Origin of the sequence: Gordonia sp. IEGM753, from assembly GCF_050321825.1 — a bacterium.
Taxonomy (GTDB): Bacteria; Pseudomonadota; Gammaproteobacteria; order Pseudomonadales; family Pseudomonadaceae; genus Aquipseudomonas.
In genome coordinates, this window is record NZ_JBNQGB010000008.1 from 232,699 (window position 1) to 251,038 (window position 18,340).

At 58.0% G+C, this 18,340-nt stretch carries 15 protein-coding genes; 1 reads left to right on the top strand and 14 read right to left on the bottom strand.

What is annotated here, in order from left to right; translation table 11 throughout:
• Nucleotide 1 precedes the first annotated feature (1 nt).
• Complete coding sequence (locus ACQR3R_RS28300) at nt 2–898, bottom strand: GNAT family N-acetyltransferase (RefSeq protein ID WP_428277625.1); 897 nt, start codon at nt 896–898, stop codon at nt 2–4.
• On the bottom strand, nt 892–2,712 hold the full coding sequence (gene msbA, locus ACQR3R_RS28305) for a lipid A export permease/ATP-binding protein MsbA (RefSeq protein WP_428277627.1): 1,821 nt from the start codon (nt 2,710–2,712) through the stop codon (nt 892–894). The genes ACQR3R_RS28300 and msbA overlap by 7 nt, the downstream gene beginning before the upstream one ends.
• A gap of 127 nt (nt 2,713–2,839) precedes the next feature.
• On the opposite strand from msbA, the gene ACQR3R_RS28310 reads away from it, so the two are divergent.
• Nucleotides 2,840–3,493 (top strand): lipopolysaccharide kinase InaA family protein, encoded by a 654-nt coding sequence (locus ACQR3R_RS28310; protein WP_428277629.1) that lies wholly within the window; start codon nt 2,840–2,842, stop codon nt 3,491–3,493.
• A gap of 3 nt (nt 3,494–3,496) precedes the next feature.
• On the opposite strand, the gene ACQR3R_RS28315 is transcribed toward ACQR3R_RS28310, so the two are convergent.
• From ACQR3R_RS28315 to glnE, 12 genes are all read right to left on the bottom strand, one after another.
• Nucleotides 3,497–4,957 (bottom strand): hypothetical protein, encoded by a 1,461-nt coding sequence (locus ACQR3R_RS28315; RefSeq protein ID WP_428277631.1) that lies wholly within the window; start codon nt 4,955–4,957, stop codon nt 3,497–3,499.
• 94 nt (nt 4,958–5,051) lie between these two features.
• Nucleotides 5,052–5,957: a glycosyltransferase gene (locus ACQR3R_RS28320; RefSeq protein ID WP_428277633.1), complete on the bottom strand. Its 906-nt coding sequence runs from the start codon at nt 5,955–5,957 to the stop codon at nt 5,052–5,054.
• Nucleotides 5,950–7,704 (bottom strand): carbamoyltransferase C-terminal domain-containing protein, encoded by a 1,755-nt coding sequence (locus ACQR3R_RS28325; RefSeq protein WP_428277635.1) that lies wholly within the window; start codon nt 7,702–7,704, stop codon nt 5,950–5,952. Before ACQR3R_RS28325 ends, ACQR3R_RS28320 begins: the two co-directional genes overlap by 8 nt.
• A 171-nt stretch (nt 7,705–7,875) precedes the next feature.
• A complete protein-coding gene (locus ACQR3R_RS28330) occupies nt 7,876–8,211 on the bottom strand; it encodes a YceK/YidQ family lipoprotein (protein WP_428277637.1) in 336 nt (111 codons plus the stop codon).
• A 121-nt stretch (nt 8,212–8,332) separates the two neighbouring features.
• On the bottom strand, nt 8,333–9,784 hold the full coding sequence (locus ACQR3R_RS28335; RefSeq protein ID WP_428277639.1) for a lipopolysaccharide kinase InaA family protein: 1,452 nt from the start codon (nt 9,782–9,784) through the stop codon (nt 8,333–8,335).
• Nucleotides 9,784–10,536, bottom strand: a complete 753-nt coding sequence (locus tag ACQR3R_RS28340) for a lipopolysaccharide kinase InaA family protein (protein ID WP_428277641.1) — start codon at nt 10,534–10,536, stop codon at nt 9,784–9,786. Before ACQR3R_RS28340 ends, ACQR3R_RS28335 begins: the two co-directional genes overlap by 1 nt.
• Nucleotides 10,533–11,267, bottom strand: coding sequence for a lipopolysaccharide kinase InaA family protein (locus tag ACQR3R_RS28345; protein WP_428277643.1), 735 nt, complete (start codon nt 11,265–11,267; stop codon nt 10,533–10,535). Before ACQR3R_RS28345 ends, ACQR3R_RS28340 begins: the two co-directional genes overlap by 4 nt.
• Nucleotides 11,267–12,073: a lipopolysaccharide core heptose(I) kinase RfaP gene (rfaP, locus tag ACQR3R_RS28350; RefSeq protein ID WP_428277645.1), complete on the bottom strand. Its 807-nt coding sequence runs from the start codon at nt 12,071–12,073 to the stop codon at nt 11,267–11,269. Before rfaP ends, ACQR3R_RS28345 begins: the two co-directional genes overlap by 1 nt.
• Entirely contained in the window at nt 12,073–13,194 is a 1,122-nt protein-coding gene (locus ACQR3R_RS28355) for a glycosyltransferase (RefSeq protein ID WP_428277647.1), read from the bottom strand. The genes rfaP and ACQR3R_RS28355 overlap by 1 nt, the downstream gene beginning before the upstream one ends.
• Nucleotides 13,194–14,255 (bottom strand): lipopolysaccharide heptosyltransferase I, encoded by a 1,062-nt coding sequence (gene waaC, locus ACQR3R_RS28360; RefSeq protein ID WP_428277649.1) that lies wholly within the window; start codon nt 14,253–14,255, stop codon nt 13,194–13,196. Before waaC ends, ACQR3R_RS28355 begins: the two co-directional genes overlap by 1 nt.
• A gap of 1 nt (nt 14,256) precedes the next feature.
• On the bottom strand, nt 14,257–15,291 hold the full coding sequence (gene waaF, locus ACQR3R_RS28365) for a lipopolysaccharide heptosyltransferase II (protein WP_428277651.1): 1,035 nt from the start codon (nt 15,289–15,291) through the stop codon (nt 14,257–14,259).
• 99 nt (nt 15,292–15,390) lie between these two features.
• Nucleotides 15,391–18,330: a bifunctional [glutamate--ammonia ligase]-adenylyl-L-tyrosine phosphorylase/[glutamate--ammonia-ligase] adenylyltransferase gene (glnE, locus tag ACQR3R_RS28370; RefSeq protein ID WP_428277653.1), complete on the bottom strand. Its 2,940-nt coding sequence runs from the start codon at nt 18,328–18,330 to the stop codon at nt 15,391–15,393.
• Nucleotides 18,331–18,340 lie beyond the last annotated feature (10 nt).

Genomic DNA, 18,340 nt, shown 5'->3' on the forward strand with positions numbered 1-18,340 from the left:
TTCAGACCTGGTAGACCGGCACCGTCTGGCACCAGCGATCCTTATATTCCCGGTCAGCGCGACCGAATGAATAACGCAGCGTTTTACCCAGCGCTCGCGCCTCTTCCCAAGCATGCTGGGTATTGACGAAACTGAGCACACTGCCCGGGCTGAATTCGCGATTTTGCGGGTCAACGCCGCCGTTGATGTACTCGAGGGAAATCCACTCCGGCGCCTCGACGCGATACAGAATCTGCACGGCGATAGGCGCCGAATCCAGCATTACCAATGAACCGGTCATGAACTCGCGCAGCAAGGTAAATACTTCAACCAAACCGGCCTTGCCGGGCACTTCAAACCCCCAGCGGCGCTGGAACAGGTCGCCGTAAGCGCCTGCTTGCTGCTGCGGCGAAAGATCGGACATCGGAACAAGCGAGCCGCCCGCCTCCTCCAGCAAGCGCTGTTCACGGCGCTGGTTGTAGCGGAATTTTTTCGAATAGTCTTCAGGCGTTCGCGCCATGGCCAGACCTTGGGGCTGAGCCCGCAAGGTGCTGATCCGCCCGGCATTGAGCTCCGAGACATAGCTGACACGCTGCCGTAGCGGCACGATGGCTTGTGCGGCGACGGGCAAGATAATTTCGGCATTGCCCATGTCCAGCAGTCCGCGCTTGCCCTCGCGCTTGAGCACTTGCTTGGACAACGCAACGTGGCTGCCCCAGCAAGGGACGGCCGCAACCACTTCACCGTTTACCACCCAGCCAAGGTAGCGCAACTCGATCTGCACGAACGTCGACAAGCGTTCGACGACCTGCGGATGAGTGGCGAAGCTGCCGCCAAAACGCTGCCAGGCCTGCGCGTAGGTGTCGCGATCAATGTCTACCCAGCCACGTTCGCGCCAGGCTCGAAACAGTTTCAACATGCGCCAATCACGTGTGTCGGCTGAACCTCGTCACCCTCTTCAAACTCTTTGGCGTGCAGGCGCGAGTAGTAACCATTAAGCGCCAGCAACTCCAGGTGACTACCACGCTCGACGATGCGACCTTCATCCATGACCAGAATCAGGTCAGCCTTCTCGATAGTGGTCAAGCGATGAGCAATCACCAGTGTTGTACGGTTCTTCACCACTTGATCCAGCGCGGCCTGAATATGGCGCTCGGACTCGGTGTCGAGGGCCGACGTGGCCTCGTCGAGAATCAGCAGCGGCGCATCCTTGAGCAAGGCTCGGGCGATGGCGATACGCTGACGCTGGCCGCCCGAAAGCAGCACGCCGTTTTCGCCGACCATGGTTTCATAGCCTTGAGGCATTTTGACGATGAACTCATCGGCATAAGCTTCTTTGGCGGCGCGGCGCACTTCTTCAACAGGCGAACCCGCAAGATCGCCGTAGGCAATATTGTTGGACACCGTGTCGTTGAACAGCGTGACCTGCTGAGTCACCAAGGCAATTTGCCGACGAAGGCTGCGCAGGGTGAAGTCCTGAACCCTGACGCCGTCGAGCAGAATCTGCCCATGCTCATGCTGATAGAAGCGCGGAATCAGGCTCGCCAATGTCGACTTGCCACTGCCCGAACGTCCGACCAGCGCAACCATCTGCCCCGGCTCGACGACAAAACTGATGTCGTCCAGCACCTGTTTTTCACTGTCCGGGTATTGGAAAGTCAGGTTGCGTACTTCCAGACGCCCCTCAAGGCGATCGTGTTCCACGGTGCCTTGATCAACTTCCGCCGGCTCATCCAATTGCTCGAAAATACTCTCGGCGCCCGCCACACCTTTCTGGATGGTGGAACTGACCTCGGAGAGTTGACGAATAGGCTTCGGCAACAGGCCCGCCATGGTGATGTAAGCCACCAGCTCGCCGGGCGATGCGTCGCCACGAAGGTACAGCACCAGGAACATCACGATGGCCATGGCGGTGTAAGTCACCAGTTGCAGCATCGGTGTGTACACGGCGCCGGTCTTGGTCATCGCCAGTTGCTTGTCGGTATTACTTTGGCTGGCTTCCTTGAAGCGGACCTTTTCATAGGTTTCGCCGCCGAAGCTACGCACTACGCGGTAGCCGTGAATAGTCTCGGAAGCAACGTGCGTGACATTGCCCATCGACACCTGGATCTTTTTGCTTTGCTTGCGAAATTTACGGCTGGTGCTGTTCACCATCATGCCGATCAACGGCAGGATCGCCAGCATCACCAGCGTGAGTTTCCAGTTCATCCACATCAATGTGCAGAACAGGAAAATAACGGTCATGCCTTCACGAATCACGACCTTGATGGCATCCGTCGCGGCACCGGTAACCATGGTCACGTTGAAGGTGATACGGGAGATCAGGTGACCGGAGTTGTTTTTGTCGAAGAAGCGGTTCGGCAACTCCAGCAACTTGTTGAACAGCACCACCCGCAAGTCGTGGACCAGGCCCAGGGAAACCCGCGCCAGGAAGAAGTTGCCCAGATAAGAACCAACGCCCTGCCAGACCGCGATCAAAACGATCAGCAGCGGCACCGATTCAAGTAGCTGTAATTTGCCCAGATAAGGGTTGCCGGGAAACAGGCTGGCCTCAGGATTAGCCAGGCCGTCAACGAAGTATTTGAGGATATAAGCGAGCATCGGCTGGGTCGATGCGAAGATCAAAAACCCTACGATGCTCAGAATGAACAGGCCCACGTAAGGCCGCACGTAAGCCAAAAGGCGGAAATAGATCGCCAGCGTAGACTGGGCTTTCGGTTCAGGACTGCTCATGGGAATCCGCGCAAATCAGTGAGGAGCGGATGATATCACACGCCCCTTTTTCCCCAATAAACATGACGGCGGGCCAGCCTCTGGCCAAGTCGGTTAAGATAGCCGGCTTATGATGGGGGAGTCAGGCATGCAAGCGATTGATCACAGCACTTACGAGGCACTGCGCAAAGGTGCTCACGTACTGGAGGCCGACGGCTCCGGCGACAAAGTGCTCAGGTTGGCCGATGGACGCATGCTCAAGCTGTTCCGCCGCAAGCGCCTGCTGAGTTCTGCGCTGTTTTTCCCCTACGCCCAGCGCTTCGCCGACAACACCCGCGCCCTGGAACTGCGTGGCATCCCGTGCCCGACCGTTATCGCGGTGTATCGCATTCCCAGCATTCAACGCGACGGCGTGTACTACGACCCTCTCGAAGGCATGACCGTACGCCAACTGCAAACCACTGGCGAAACGGCGGATACGCTGAGGTCACAGCTTGGAGCGTTCATAGCCCGGCTGCACGAAAAAGGGGTGTACTTCCGATCGCTGCATTTTGGCAATGTGGTGCTGACACCGGACAATCAATTGGGGCTGATCGACATTGCCGACTTGCGCTGCCAGCGTCGCGCCCTCGGCGACAGCAAGCGTTTGCGCAACTTTGCCCATCTGCTGCGCTATAAGGAAGACCGGCAATGGCTGCTGGGTCACGATGCCGGCAGCACCTTTATTGACGGCTATCGCCAGGTTCTGCCGGTAGACAGGCAAGCGCCCTTCATCGAGCGCCTGCGTCAACTGGTGGGCTAAACGCTACTTGCTGATGACCAGCACTGTCGCGCCTTTGCGATTGGCAAAACGAGCAATGATGCGCTGGTCATGCTCCGCCAGCCACGCGCTTAACCAAGGCTCATCGGCACGCGCATCAATCAGAAAATAACGATATTCGCCTGAGTGTTCTGGCGACATCGCCTGTTCACGAGTGATGTTGCTGAGCGCATAGCCGCGTCCCGCGTAATAGCTGATACGGCCGTCCTCGTAATAAACCGGTGCGCCGGGTTCAATATTGGCCGCCGTCCAGTGACCTGCTTCGATGTAGTGAGTCTTGCCTGGACTGATAGACACCACGTTGGACAACATCACCAAAACACCCAACACCACCAGCGCCTTGCCCCAGCGCGGAAACTGCCGGACAAAGCCTGCCAATCCCAACGCCAGCACCGGGACGAACAACAGGTTGAGGAAGCTCAGGTAGCGCGTATTCATGAACTGCTCTTTGATGAAGAACAGAACCAACACCACCAGATACAGCAACGCCGCCCAAGCAAATGGGCGGTAGTCACGCCAGTAGGTGCGCAGGGCACTCCAATTGCTTCGGATGACAAACGGAATTGCGAAAGGCCCCATCAGCTTTACAAACGTAATCAACATGGACGCCAGGGTGCCGAAGAAAATGATCCGGCCAACTTCATCCCGCGAGTATTTGTTGATCAACGAATCGGCAAATTGGCCAGACAGCATTTCAAACGAGTTAAAAACGCTGCGCGGGTTGATCATGTCCAGGTACAACGTCACGCGGGCCGCCGAAAAGGCACCTGACAACGAGGCAGCAATCAGCGCCAAAACCGGCAACAACATGAAGTGCAATACTTGCTTGCGTCGCGTCGGCGACCACAGATTTGGCAACTGCCAGAGCCCGAGCGCCGGCCACAACAGCACGGCTTCCAGGCGAAACAATGCCGCCGCCACAATCGCCAGATGAATCAGCGTCGCGCGTAGCCAACTGGCGTGTGTTCGCCAGCCCAATGCGAGCCATAGCGTTAGCGTGCAGAAGAACCAGAACCCGAACTCGCGAATAATGTCATTGCGAAAACCGTTAACCGCCGGCATCGCCAGCACGACCAGACACGCCCAGCGCGCAGCCTCCGGCGAACGCTGATGCACGCAATCGACCATCAGGGCGCAGGTGCCGGCGAGAAAAATGCCACACCACAGGTAGGCACTCAGCTCGAAAGGCAAATGCGTGACGATGTGAGTCCCGGCGAGCAGGAAGGTGAACCACGGCCAGTCGAACGTCTGCCAGGCTACTTTCGGTCCATGCTGTGTAACCTGTTGAGCAATATCCATATAAAACGCAGCATCACGCCCGACAGTTGCCGTGCCGAGTACCGCTATCAGGGAAAGCAGCAGACTACCCCAAAATGCCAACCGGACCGGGTGCTCACCGATAATCCGGGAGATCCGGGCCCCCACTTCGCCGCCAGTACCGATCACCCTGCCCCCTCAATAACATGCGCAATGCTTGCGCAAACAATCCAAAAAATAGCGTGAAACGGCCTGAAACAGGGCTGATTCGGTCAAGCCCTACTCACCTGAATAGCAGACGGACTGCCTTACGTGTGTAGGACCAACGGGTAAACGTGCGCCAATCTGCACGCAAGGCTTGAAGATAGAATTTCTTGGCCAGCGCGTATTCGCCGCCCATATAACAATCACGGAACAGCGACAAACAGCGCTGCCCCAAAAATGCCTGACGCATATCATGCAGATCTTCGGGCATGCGCTCACGAGAGAACACTTCGCCGACCATTTCCGGGCCTGCAGCAAGGCTTTGGACCAGATCATGTCGCATGCTGTCGGCATGTTTGTAGATCAGCGCCAACGGCCGATCAATAACGGTGCAGGGGAAGCGCGCCAGGACCTGGGCAAATACCGGAATATCTTCAACGTTGCGCAGGTGCTCCGGGTAGTTGCCCGGCGCAAACACATCGCGATGCATGGCACACGCACCATTCGAAATCGATATGGTCTTGTCCAGCAGATAGCCTTGCACTCGCTCCCGCGCCGTAGCGGGCAAGGGCTTTACGCATTGCAAACTGCGCTTGCCATCAGCGAACACCGACAAGTGGCCGCCGATGACCAAGCGGGTTTCAGGGTTGTCGACAATGTGTTGAGTCAAAGCAGCCAGGGCACCGGGTGCCATCTCGTCATCGGCGTCGAGAAAAACCAGGTAGCGCCCGCTGGTTTGTTCAATACCGAGATTACGAACCGAAGAAAGCCCACCATTGACTTTACGCAAGGCACGGAAGCGTCCGGCGTTTTCCGCCACAAGTCTCTCTACCACCGCAGGCGTTGAATCGGTAGAGCCGTCATCGATGACCAGCAGCTCCGTCCCGACCTCATCCAACTGTGCCAGTACCGACTCCACTGCCCGCGGCAAGGTCTGGGCATAGTTGTAGGCCGGAATAACGACGCTGATCAGTCTTTCAGTCAAAGCTGTACCCTTCCGCGCCCTCTTTCACCACCAGGATGTCTTCCATGATCAGATACTGTAGATCCGATCCGAAGAACATGTTGAGGGCGTCTGTCGGAGAGCAGATCATCGGTTCGCCACGACGGTTGAGCGAGGTGTTCAACGACACGCCATTGCCGGTCAATACTTCCAGCGCCTTCATCATGTCGTAGTAGCGCGGGTTGTATTCGCGCTTGAGAACCTGGGCACGGGACGTACCGTCTTCATGGACGACTTCCGGGACTCGGGTTTTCCATTCTTCAGCCACTTCAAAGGTGAAGGTCATGAAGGGTGCCGGGTGATCAACCTTGATCATCTGCGGCGCAACGGTGTCGAGCATCGACGGGCAGAAAGGCCTCCAGCGCTCGCGGAACTTGATTTGATGGTTGATGCGATCAGCCACGCCGGTCGCACTCGGGCAACCGATGATCGAACGACCGCCCAAGGCGCGCGGACCAAACTCCATCCGCCCCTGGAACCAGGCCACCGGATTACCGTCGACCATGATCTTGGCGATTTTTTCCGGCATGTTTTCAAGCTTGCGCCATACAGGCTGGCTTGGGTGACGGGCGCAGGCGGCGATCACGTCTTCGTTGCTGTAGGACGGGCCGAGGTAAACGTGCTCCATCTTCTCGACCGGCACGCCACGGGCATGGGACACGTAGGCCGCAGCCCCCACCGCGGTGCCAGCGTCGCCGGACGCCGGTTGTACGAACAGCTCTTTGACATCATCGCGAGCGATGATCTTCTGGTTCAGCTTGACGTTCAACGCACAGCCGCCAGCGAAGGCCAGTTTGCCGGTTTCCTTCAGTACGTCGCTCAGGTAATAGTCGATCATCTGCAGCGAGATTTTTTCGAACAGTGCCTGCATGCTTGCCGCGTAATGGATGTACGGCTCGTCGGCGATATCGCCTTCGCGCTTCGGACCCAGCCACTCGATCAACTTTGGCGAAAAGTAGAAACCCTTGCCCTTCTCTTTATAACGGCGCAGGCCGATGACGTTGGCGTAATCGGTGTTGATCACCAATTCGCCATTTTCGAACGAAGCCAGACGCGAGAAATCGTATTTGCTGGCATCGCCGTAAGGCGCCATGCCCATGACCTTGAACTCACCGTCGAGCATCTCGAAACCGAGAAACTCGGTGATCGCGCCATACAATCCACCCAAGGAATCCGGATCGAAAAACTCCTTGATCTTGTGGATCTTGCCGTTTTCGCCGTAACCGAAGAATGTCGTCGCGTACTCACCTTTGCCGTCGATTCCCAGGATCGCGGTTTTCTCTTTGAAACCCGAGCAGTGGTAAGCGCTGGAGGCGTGAGCCAGGTGATGTTCGACCGGCTCGATCTTGATTTTTTTTGGATCAAAACCCAGCTGCTCGAGGCACCAGACAATCTTGTTGCGATAGCGTTTGTAGCGACGATTACCCATCAGAATCGCGTCGAGTGCGCGGTCCGGGGCGTACCAGTAGCGCTTGGCGTAATGCCAGCGCGCCTTGCCGAACAGGCTGATCGGAGCGAACGGAATCGCTACCACGTCAACGTCGGATGGTTTGATGCCAGCCTGCTCAAGGCAGAACTTTGCCGATTCGTAAGGCATGCGGTTCTTTGCATGTTTATCGCGCACGAAGCGCTCTTCCTCAGCCGCCGCGACCAGCTTGCCGTCGATGTACAGGGCTGCGGAAGGATCATGGCTAAGGGCGCCGGACAGGCCAAGAATCGTCAATGCCACAGGGGTCTAGCCTCTTTAGTCTGCATACAGGCGCGTACGCCTCAAAATTAATGTGTCTCCGCAAGCGGCGAGAGACAGCTAAAGGGCGGGATTATAGCGTAAACAGGCCGGGAATGACCCTACGGTTATCAGCGCTATAACGATGACTTTGAACGAAAGTTTCACCTCGGCTCATCCGCGAGCCGTCCGCCAGTAAATCTTGATACTGCCATCAACTGCTTGCCGATAAATCGTATAAGGCAAGACAACGGTGTCGAATACACCTGACAGTGTCAGGTCAAGTAACACAAATGGTACAAGGAAACCGGTCGGTTCGGGTGGTGCATGCAGCAAGCAAAAGTCATGAGCCATGCCGCTGTAGACACGAGGAATGGTTTGGCAGTATGTCTTTTGCTTTCGAAGACTACGCGCCGCCTCTTCATCACCCTGCAAAACCGTCACGGCAGTTCCACAACCTGCCAACGCCATTGAAAAAGTGCCTGCCAACATTGCCATTTTGATAGTCAAGATCTGCCCTCCGAGAACGTCAGGCACGCTAGCATCGTGACTCTTCAAGGCACAGTTCATGGCCTCTGCTTATCTTGTAGGACTATTCACAAATGCGTGTCCGCTAAACGGAAAAGCAATATCAGGCGGCGCGGGTGATGTCCTTTGGCAGGCGCTTATCAATGACCTGATAAAGCGCACTGCCCTCCGGCCAATTTCGCATGAACCGTGCCCGATCCCGGGCATAAGCTGAGGCAAAACTTCCGGCGGGGCCATGCTGACACATGGAATCCAGATCAATCAGCGACCAGCGATCTTGGTGCCAGAACAGGTTGTGCCCCTTGAAATCCCCGTGACTGATACGCTCGCGGATCAGTTCGGCAAACAAATGATCCAACGCTGCCAACTCGACTTCAGGCGCATTGCCGTTTTCAACGTAGGGTGCAAATCGCTCAATGATGTCCGGCCCAGGCAAATATTCGGTAATCAGATAAGCACGATTGCGCAACCACAGAAAACGCCGTTCCAGAAGTGCCAGGGGTTTGGGTGTGGCAATCCCCAGAAACGCCAGGCGATTACCTTCGCGCCAGGAGTGCCAGGCACGGCTTGGGCGCCAGAAACGCTTAAGCCAGTGGGCAAAACCCTTGATGTTGTAACGCTTGATGACCAGTAATCGGCCATCGATCTCGACTTTACCGACGCTCGCCGCACCGCCGGTTTTGTACAGATGGCCTTGATCGAGCAGCGCATCGGCTTGTTCCAGCACCGGCAACATCGCCGCCTCTTCGTCCCGGCGAATAGCCCGTAAACCAAAGGCTCCACGGCGCACACTGAACAGCGTGCATTCACGGCCGACCTTGATCATGAAATCCTTGAGACGCCAACTGCGGACCTTGCCGATCTGTTTTTGCAGCGCTTCCATCGGCAGTGCATGCTCGCCATTGCTCAGCAAGTAATACACCAGCAGTTCTTCGGTATAAGGTTCGAGTGACTTGGGCAACTGAGCGAAAAACACCCCGAGGTTTTCCAGGACCTTCTGACGCGACAGCGGCTTACCGGCTGTCTCGACACGAATTCCCGCCCCATCAATCAGGTACAGCCGACCACCTTGGCGCAGTAGATTGTCCAGGTGCAAGTCTTCCTGCCACAGGCCTTTACGGTGCATCTGACCCATTGCGCCCAGCGCATCGGCCAGCACCGCAGATTGCTCATCCGCCAACACGGGTAAATGCTCGACCTTGCTCCAGGCATCGCCAAGGCTCTCGGCGTTTTCGAGGAAATCGAACAGTAGCCAACCGCCCTCTCCTTCTTTCAAACCGTCCACGAGCAACTGCGGCGTAGTCAAACCCTGATCGGCAAGCAAGCGTACACCTTCCAGCTCACGCTGAAAGTGTCGGGCCGCTTTGCCACCCACCAATAACTTGGCCAGCACCGGACGACCACGCCACACGCCAGCGCCCACATAACGCTGCCCTGGCAACACCCGTAACAGGCTCAGCAGTTGCAACTCGGCAGGCCCTGCCGCATCGGCCAGCGAAATGTTCAGCGGCAGACCCGGGCTGCGGCCAGCATTTTCCAGCTCGGACAAACGCATCAGCGCGTCTCCTTGTGACTGCGTCGTGCAGTCAGTCGCGTCAGCCAGCTGTCGATCAGCGAACTGTCCTGCGGCTGATCCAGATATACCGCCAGCAACTCACGGAGTTGGGCGGTGCTCCATTCCGGTGCCCGGCGCAACAACGGCTCCAGGTCTCTGACGCGATCGCGTAGGCCAAATAGCAGCGGCCGGGTTTTCTCCAGGTCAATCAGTTGCGCCTGGCAGCCGCCATCAGCCGCGCGTAAAAAAATATGTTTGGGGTAAAAGCAGCCATGCACCTGGCGTGCAGCATGAAGGCGGCGCGCCAATTGACCGCAGGCGTTTAATATCGCTGATTGCTGCACGGGACTGAGGTCCGACCAGCGCTGCAACAGCGACTCCAGATCATCCCAACCGTCCAGCGCACGGGTCAGCAGAATGGCCCGAACCTCGCCCTCGACCTTGCGCTGACCAAAGAACACCGCTTGCAATGCCGGGATACCCAATTTTTGATATCGGCTGATATTGCGAAACTCACGAGAAAAACTCGGCTCGCCAAAAGGCGCATGCAGAGTACGCGTCATGTAGTTACTTTGGCGTTTCAGGTAATAGCCGTGCCCTTCAAGGTCCAGCCGAAACACGCTGCTCCAGCCACCGCGCGCGGTGTTGGGCTCATCCACAGCTTCAAGTTGCTTGGCCCACAGAGCATCGAAGGTGCCGAGGCCGTGACGCTCAAGTAGCGCACGGTCATCAGCGGCCAGAAAATCAGTCATTCGCGTCCCTCGAAAAATCTCAGCACGTGCCGGATGCGCTTTTTGTCCGACGCATTCAGCCGGTCACGTTGACGATATTGCAGGTAAAAGCGCAAGCGCTGCGTAGCCGACAGCTGATACTTGGCGACCTTGTCGAGACACGCCAAATCTTTGGTGATGCGGTATTTAAGCCAGAAACCGCGCCAGAAATCACCGTTGGGGCAATCAATCAGAAACAGCCGCGCCTGATCATCAATCAAAAGGTTGCGCCATTTCAAATCGTTGTGGGTGAAACGATTGTCATGCATGGTCCGGGTGTAGCCGGCCAACTGTCGACTGATGATGTCGACCCAGGCACGATCCTTCAATTTTTGGTCGTGCCGTTCAGCCAATGCTGACAAGTCTTCAGTGTTCGGCAGCTCACGGGTGATCATCGCTCCGCGATCGTAAGCTGCACCGCGACGCTCCAGACCCCAAGCCACCACCTCAGCCGTAGGGATGCCCCACTTGGCGAAGCGCTTGAGATTCTGCCATTCAGCCTTGACCCGGGGCTTGCCCAGATAGCGGCGCAAGCCTTTGCCGGCGCCGACGTAGCGTTTGACGTAATAGTTGACGCCACTGCGCTCGACGCGGATGACCTCGGACAGCGGGTCACGGGTCAGGCGTTCGCCCTTGAGCGCAAACACGGCCTCCAGACTGCCGAAATCTTCTGCCAGTTCACGGTAAGCCGGTTCCAATGTCCAACCCGGCATCAGAGCGCATCCCCGTATCGCTGCTTGCGGTCATACAGTTTGCTGGCCTTGCCTTCAAGCCAGGCCAGCAGCGCTGATTCTTCCGCCAGAATCTGGCGCAGCGGTTGCTGGAAGTAGCCTTTGAGGAAGCGCAGTTTGTCGCCTCGGGTCAGGCCAATGTCCAGCGCCGAAAAGTACAATGCCGCCAAATCCTTATCGCGCCAGCGCCGGGTAACGGCGGGGCGGGTCTGGGCGCGATGCAGGTCGATCACCGAGAGTTTGAAATCGTCAGCGGTCACCGGTTTGTCAGTGTGCAGCAGAAAATGACAGATATAGCAGTCGCGGTGGTTTACGCCGGCGCGGTGCATCATGCCGGTCATTCGTGCCACTTCGGCGATCAGAGCACGTTTAAGTGTGGGTTCAGGCGGCTGCTTGACCCAATTGATGCTGAAATCTTCGAGGCTGACGGTCGGCGCCAACTCTTCGGTCACGATAAAAGAATGCTGATCGGCCGGATTACTGCCTTTCTCACCATACGCCACGGCAGTCATGGTCGGCACGCCAACTTCTTGCAGACGCTGGATAGCCTTCCATTCCTGACCGGCACCCAGCACCGGCAGTTTTGCCGTGAGCAGGTTCTTGAAAATCTCGCCCCAGCCAATGCCACGATGGATCTTCACAAAAAAACCACTGCCGTCGACTACGGTGCGCAGTGTTCGGCGCGCTTCAAGCTCTCGGTAAACCTCGCCCTCAAGCTTTTCGACCTCGGCGAAAGGATCGCGCCCGGCCCAAAGACTTTTGAACGGTTCCGCCAGCATCAACTTCATTAAGCCTGCTCCGCCAGAATCACATCGGCCGCGTGTTGCGGCATGCTATAGAGGTCGGCCGTCTCAGCGAAAGCCAGACCATTGCGGCTCCAGGCCGCCCGCGCTTGAGCATCGTTCAACATTTTTGTCAGGTAATCAGTCAGTTGCGCCTGATCAAAAGGCTCGTCCAACACCAGGCCAGCATCAGACTCGGCGATGTAGTGGGCATAGCCACACACCGCGCTGACCAACACCGGCAACCCGGCCACCAGCGCCTCAAGCAACACAGTCCCGGTATTTTCGTTGTACGCCGGGTGAATCAACAGGTCGGCTCCCAGCAGGAAGCGCGGGATATCGCTGCGCCCTTTGAGGAACGTCACGTTGTCGCCAAGCCCCAGTGTGGCGCTCTGCAACTGGAATACTTTGGGGTCATCCTGGCCAATTACAAATAGCCGCGTGCGCTTCTTCAAATCCGCGGGCAATGCAGCGAGTGCCTTGAGGCTGCGATCCACACCCTTGGTTTTGAATCCGGAGCCGATCTGCACCAGCAGCAGTTCATCGTCCTTGAGTTTGAATTCCTTGCGGAACCCGGCGCGAATCTCGTCGGCGTTCGCAGGCCGACGACGATCCTGGGCGATGCCCGGCGGCAGCAGATGGAAGCGCTCGAGAGGCGTGTCGTAATGTTTGATGAACAGCGGCTGCTGGACCTCGGAAATCATCAGGACTTCAGTTTTTGCATCCTTGGCAAATACCGCGCGCTCGTACTCGGCAAAGTGCCGGTAACGGCCCCAGCGACGGTACAGAGAGTTGCGAAGATTCTGTGCCTTGTCTTCAAAACAGCCGTCGGCGGCGTAGTACACGTCGAGGCCCGGCATCTTGTTGAAACCGATCAAACGGTCCACCGGACGTTTGGCGAGGTCGGCCGCCATCCACTCGCTGAGTTTTTCGTTGCGCCGGTGGTTGAAGAACGCCTTCACGGGTGCCACCAACACTTCGAAACCTGGCGGTATGTCGCCCTCCCAGATCAGCGTGTAGACGCGAATTTTATGGCCGCGCTGCTGACACTCCAGGGCAATGCGCATGAAATCGCGCTGCAAGCCTCCGAAGGGAAAATATTTGTACAAAACGAATGCCAATTGCATCAGCGCAGCTCCTCAGCCAGTAACAACGTGCTCAGTCGGGTCGCGACACGCTCGGGATTCAGACGCGTGAAGCACAAAGGCCACTCGCGCTTCAGGTCAAACCGACGAGCATCTTCAGCCGTCGGTTGATAAGTGCATTTCTTTTGCAGGCACGGCGCGCAGGGAAAATCGCTGGCGATGTGGATCTGCGCTTTGCCGTAGGCGCCGGTCAGGCCGGGATTGGTCGGGCCGAACAATGATAGCGTCGGCACGTCGAGCGCGGCGGCCAGGTGCCCAAGTCCGGTGTCGACTGCGACGCACGCTTGAGCACCGGCCAGCACCTTGCCGACACCTGCCAGATTGAGTTTTGGCAGCACTTCGACGTGCCGCATGTCCTTGGCGATGCGCTCGGCCCGGGCCTTCTCGATTGGATTACCCCACGCGAGCTTCACGCCAACACCCAAATAGCCCACGCGCTCAGCCAGCTCGCGCCAATACGATTCGGGCCAGTGCTTGGTGTCCCACGTGGTGCCATGCAAAAACAATACGTACGGATTTTTACGCGGCAATTCAATCAGGCGCTCGATGCTCAGGCCGTAATCACCCAAGCCTTTGGGCAAGTCGTAGCCCAAGGCCACGGCGAACAATTGGCGCACCCGCTCCACCGCGTGCTGCCCACGAGCCACGGCCAGCCGACGCGAATAAAAACGTGCGGCAACCGGCTCACGCGCCGAGTTTTTGTCCAACCCAGCCACTGGCGCCTTGACGTAGCGAGTCAACAACGCACTTTTGAGCAGGCCCTGAGCATCGATTACCAAATCGTACTGACTGGCACGCATGCTTTGCTTGAAGCGTTTCCACTCGCCGCTTTTGATGGTTTGCCAGATGTTCTTCCGCCAGCGGCGTATCGCCACGGGTATCACCTTGCCCACGGCGGGGTGCCAGGTCGGAATTTCGGCGAAGCCTTCTTCCACCACCCAGTCGAACGTGATGCCGGGGATGGCCCGCGCCGCATCGGTCAGCGCTGGCAATGCGTGAATCACATCACCCAGCGAAGACGTCTTGATCAACAGTACCCGCAAACTAATTGACCTCGACCACAGTGCCCTGCAACCGCTGCAAAGCTTCGTTCACCGCTTGCGGCATGAGTTGACGCAGGCAGTTGTAATGACCGAAGCGGCAAGTACGATCGAAGCAAGGGCTGCATTCGATACCCAGACGCACGATTTCTACATGCTCGGCCAGCGGCGGGGTAAAACCCGGCGACGTCGAACCATAAACGGCTACCAACGGGCGATTCAACGCGGCGGCGACATGCATCAGCCCGGAATCGTTGGAGACCACCGAGTCGGCACACGACAGCAAATCAATAGCTTCGGCCAAAGAGGTGTCGCCGCTGAGGTTCACCGACTCTTCGCGCAGGCCGGGAATCAGCCGCGAACGAATCTCTTCGCCCACCGCGTGATCGTTCTTAGAACCGAACAGCCAGACCTGCCAGCCTTGGCGAATCCTGGTCTCGGCCACCTTCGCGTAATGCTCGGACGGCCAGCGCTTGGAGATACCGAATTCGGCACCTGGACACAACGCCAGCACCGGGCGATCCAACACCAGGCCAAACTTGGCCAATGCCGCTTCACGGCTGACGGGATCGATCTGCAGGCTAGGCCGCGGATACGGTTTTGGCAGCTCGGCACCCGGTTCAAACGCGAGGGCCATGAAGCGTTCGATCATCAGCGGATAACGTTCTTTGTCCAGCGTGCGCACATCATTCAACAGGCCGTAGCGGAACTCGCCACGCCAGCCAGTGCGCTTGGGGATACCGGCAAAAAAAGGCACCAGTGCCGACTTCAGCGAGTTGGGCAGCAAGATTGCCTGGTCATACTGACCGGCCAGGGACTTTCCGATCCGCCGCCGCGTTGCCAGCTCCAGTGCGCCGTGGCCGAGCGGAAAGCTCAAGGCCTGACGCACTTCGGGCATGCGCTCAAGAATCGGCCGACTCCACTCGGGGGCGAGCACGTCGATTTCGCATTGCGGGTGGCGTTGCTTGAGACACTGAAACAGTGTCTGCGCCATCACCATGTCACCGACCCAACTGGGCCCAACGATCAGAATTTTCATGTGGTTTCCAAAAACGAACCGGGGAGGCATACGCCTCCCCGCCTCGAGAATTCTACAAAACACTGCCACAGGGGTATTGGGTGTTTTAAATATCCAATTTCAGCTTAGCCCCAGCTCACGCCAGATCCGCAATACTTGCCGCCGTTCGTCCGCGAACTGATCACCCGGGATAACCCCAGCGTCCTTCTGCAAGGCCTGCCGGTGGGCGGCGGAGCGGTAGGCTTTATAAGCCTCGCGCAACAAACTGGCGTCTTCGGCGGGCATCAGCCCTTCCTCCTCCAACCCTTCCAGTATGCGAATATTATCGGTATAGCGCAGCAATGACGGGTGCGCTTCGGACCACGCCAAAGCCGCGTATTGCACCATAAATTCAATATCGACGATACCTCCGGCGTCCTGCTTGAGATCGAACGGCGCGCTGGCTTCGAAGGCATTTGCCCCGGTGCCTGCCGCCGTGCCCTTGCTGCCAAGGTTATCGCGCATCTTCGCGCGCATCTCGCTGACCTCTTGGCGCAAAGTCGCCAAATCTCGCGGCTTGCCCAGCACAGAAGCGCGAACTTTCTCGAACGCCTGGCCGACATCCTGACTGCCCACCAGCACCCGCGCCCGCACCAGCGCCTGATGTTCCCAGGTCCAGGCTTCGTTTTCCTGGTAGCGGGCAAATGCCCCGAGCGAACTGACCAACAACCCAGACGCGCCGGACGGTCGCAGGCGCATATCGACTTCGTACAACTGACCGGAGTTGGTCTGGGCCGTCAGCAAGTGAATGATCCGCTGCCCCAAACGGGTGAAAAATTGCGCGCCGTCGATCGGTTTCGGGCCATCGGTTTCCGCTTGCGGGTCGCCATCGTGGATGAACACCAGGTCCAGGTCCGATCCATGGCCGAGCTCCAGACCGCCGACTTTTCCGTAGCCAACAATAATAAAACCTGGATCACACAGTGAACCGTCGGTGCGCAACGGCGTGCCGTATTTGGCGACGGTCTGGCGCCAGGCCAGCGCCAGCACTTGTTCAAGAATCGCTTCGGCGAGCCAGGTCAGGTAATCGCTGACTTTCATCAACGGCAGGCTGCCAGCGATTTCCGAAGCGGCGACGCGCAAACGGTGCGCCAGTTTGAAATGCCGCAAGGCTTCCATCTGTTGCTCGAGGTCATCCTCAGGAATTCGCGTCAGCCGCTCGCGCAATTCGGCCGCCAACTCTGGCGCCAGCGGCGGCTTGAACAATCGACCTTCGTTGAGTAATTCGTCGAGCAACAGCGGGAAACGGGTGATTTGCTCGGCGATCCACGGGCTCGCGGCACACAAGGTCAACAAACGCCGCAGCGCGCCGGGGTTTTCGGTCAGCAACACCAGATACGCCGAGCGCCGTGCCACAGCCTCGACCAGTGGCAGCACCCGCTCCAGCACCAAATCCGGATTGGCATGTTCTACCGCTTGAGCCAATAAACGCGGGATGAATGCGTCGAGTCGCTCGCGCCCTAAACGCTGCATGGCGCGCAACTGAGGGCTGCCACGTAAGCTGGCCAGGGTTTTCAGCGCCTTGGTGGCATCGACGAAACCGCCCTCCTCCAACTGGCGACAGGCGGCCTCTTCATCCTGGGCTTCTTCCCACAAAGGCAGCCACTCGCCGCCAACCACCACTTCGCTTTCGGTGCCTTCCTCCTCGTCTGGATCGGCGATCACCTGACCAAAGTGCCAGGCCACACGACCGCGCCAATACATCAGCTGCGCATGAAACGCGTCCCAGTTGTCGAAGCCCAGCATAAAGGCAATGCGCGCCTGGTCCTGCGCACCGTCTGGCAGCATTTGAGTTTGACGGTCGGCGATTGCCTGAATCGCGTGCTCGGTGTAACGCAGAAATTCGTAACCTTCGCGCAGCTCGTTGATCACCGCCGGCGGCAGGTAACCCTGGCCTTCCAGCGTGCTCAGTACTTTTAAAAGCGGACGTTGCTGCAGGCTAAGGTCGCGACCACCGTGGATCAGCTGAAAAGCCTGAGCGATAAATTCCACTTCACGGATGCCACCAGAGCCAAGCTTGATGTTGTCGGCCATGCCCTTGCGCCGCACCTCCTGCTGGATCAGTTGCTTCATCGTGCGCAGCGCTTCGATCGCCGAAAAATCCAGATAACGCCGATAAACAAACGGTCGCAGCATGTCGAGCAACTGTGCGCCCGCCACTTGATCGCCCGCCACCACCCGCGCCTTGATCATCGCGTAACGCTCCCAGTCGCGCCCCTGATCCTGGTAATACTGCTCCAGCGCGTTGAAGCTCAACACCAACGCACCGGCCGAACCGTAGGGGCGCAGGCGCATATCGACGCGAAACACGAAGCCATCGACGGTCATCGGATCCAGCGCCTTGATCAGGCGCTGGCCAAGACGAATGAAAAACTCCTGGTTATCCAGTGAGCGTTTCACCCCCACCGTTTCGCCACCTTCCGGGTAGGCGAATATAAGGTCGATGTCCGACGACAAGTTGAGTTCCACGGCGCCAAGCTTGCCCATGCCGAGGATGACCATTTGTTGCGGCTCGCCACTGCGACGCCCGGTTGGCACACCGAACTGCTGGCAATGCCGCGAATACAACCACTGATAGGCCTGATCGATACACGCATCGGCCATGTCCGAGAGGTCGCGGCAACTCTGTACCAGGTCTGCCTGGCGGGTAAGGTCGCGCCAGATGATGCGCACTTGCTGGCGAGTTCGCTGGCGACGCAAAGCACGACCCAGCTCATCGTCTGTCTGCGCCGACTCCACCGCCGCCGCGATCTGCGCGCATAGCTCGCCGGGTGCAAAACCGCGGTCCAGTTCACCGGATTGCACCAGCGCCAGCAACATCAAAGGGTCACGAACACTCTGTTCAATCACAAAGTCGCTGGCAGCGGTAACGCGCGCGAATTGCGCCCAGCGGTCCGGCGTCCAGGTCGACAAACCGTGATCGTTATCCAGCTCGGCGACGGCCGTACGGAACGACAGCTCGGAACGGGTGACAAACGGCAGGAGAATGCCAGGCAGTTCGGCAAGCGGCGGAAGGCTCATGGTCTATCCT

Coding starts and splice junctions, on each gene's coding strand:
- ACQR3R_RS28300 (WP_428277625.1), bottom strand. CDS start 898: ATGTTGAAACTGTTTCGAGCCTGGCGCGAACGTGGCTGGGTAGACATT.
- msbA (WP_428277627.1), bottom strand. CDS start 2,712: ATGAGCAGTCCTGAACCGAAAGCCCAGTCTACGCTGGCGATCTATTTC.
- ACQR3R_RS28310 (WP_428277629.1), top strand. CDS start 2,840: ATGCAAGCGATTGATCACAGCACTTACGAGGCACTGCGCAAAGGTGCT.
- ACQR3R_RS28335 (WP_428277639.1), bottom strand. CDS start 9,784: ATGCGTTTGTCCGAGCTGGAAAATGCTGGCCGCAGCCCGGGTCTGCCG.
- ACQR3R_RS28340 (WP_428277641.1), bottom strand. CDS start 10,536: ATGACTGATTTTCTGGCCGCTGATGACCGTGCGCTACTTGAGCGTCAC.
- ACQR3R_RS28345 (WP_428277643.1), bottom strand. CDS start 11,267: ATGCCGGGTTGGACATTGGAACCGGCTTACCGTGAACTGGCAGAAGAT.
- rfaP (WP_428277645.1), bottom strand. CDS start 12,073: ATGAAGTTGATGCTGGCGGAACCGTTCAAAAGTCTTTGGGCCGGGCGC.
- ACQR3R_RS28355 (WP_428277647.1), bottom strand. CDS start 13,194: ATGCAATTGGCATTCGTTTTGTACAAATATTTTCCCTTCGGAGGCTTG.
- waaF (WP_428277651.1), bottom strand. CDS start 15,291: ATGAAAATTCTGATCGTTGGGCCCAGTTGGGTCGGTGACATGGTGATG.
- glnE (WP_428277653.1), bottom strand. CDS start 18,330: ATGAGCCTTCCGCCGCTTGCCGAACTGCCTGGCATTCTCCTGCCGTTT.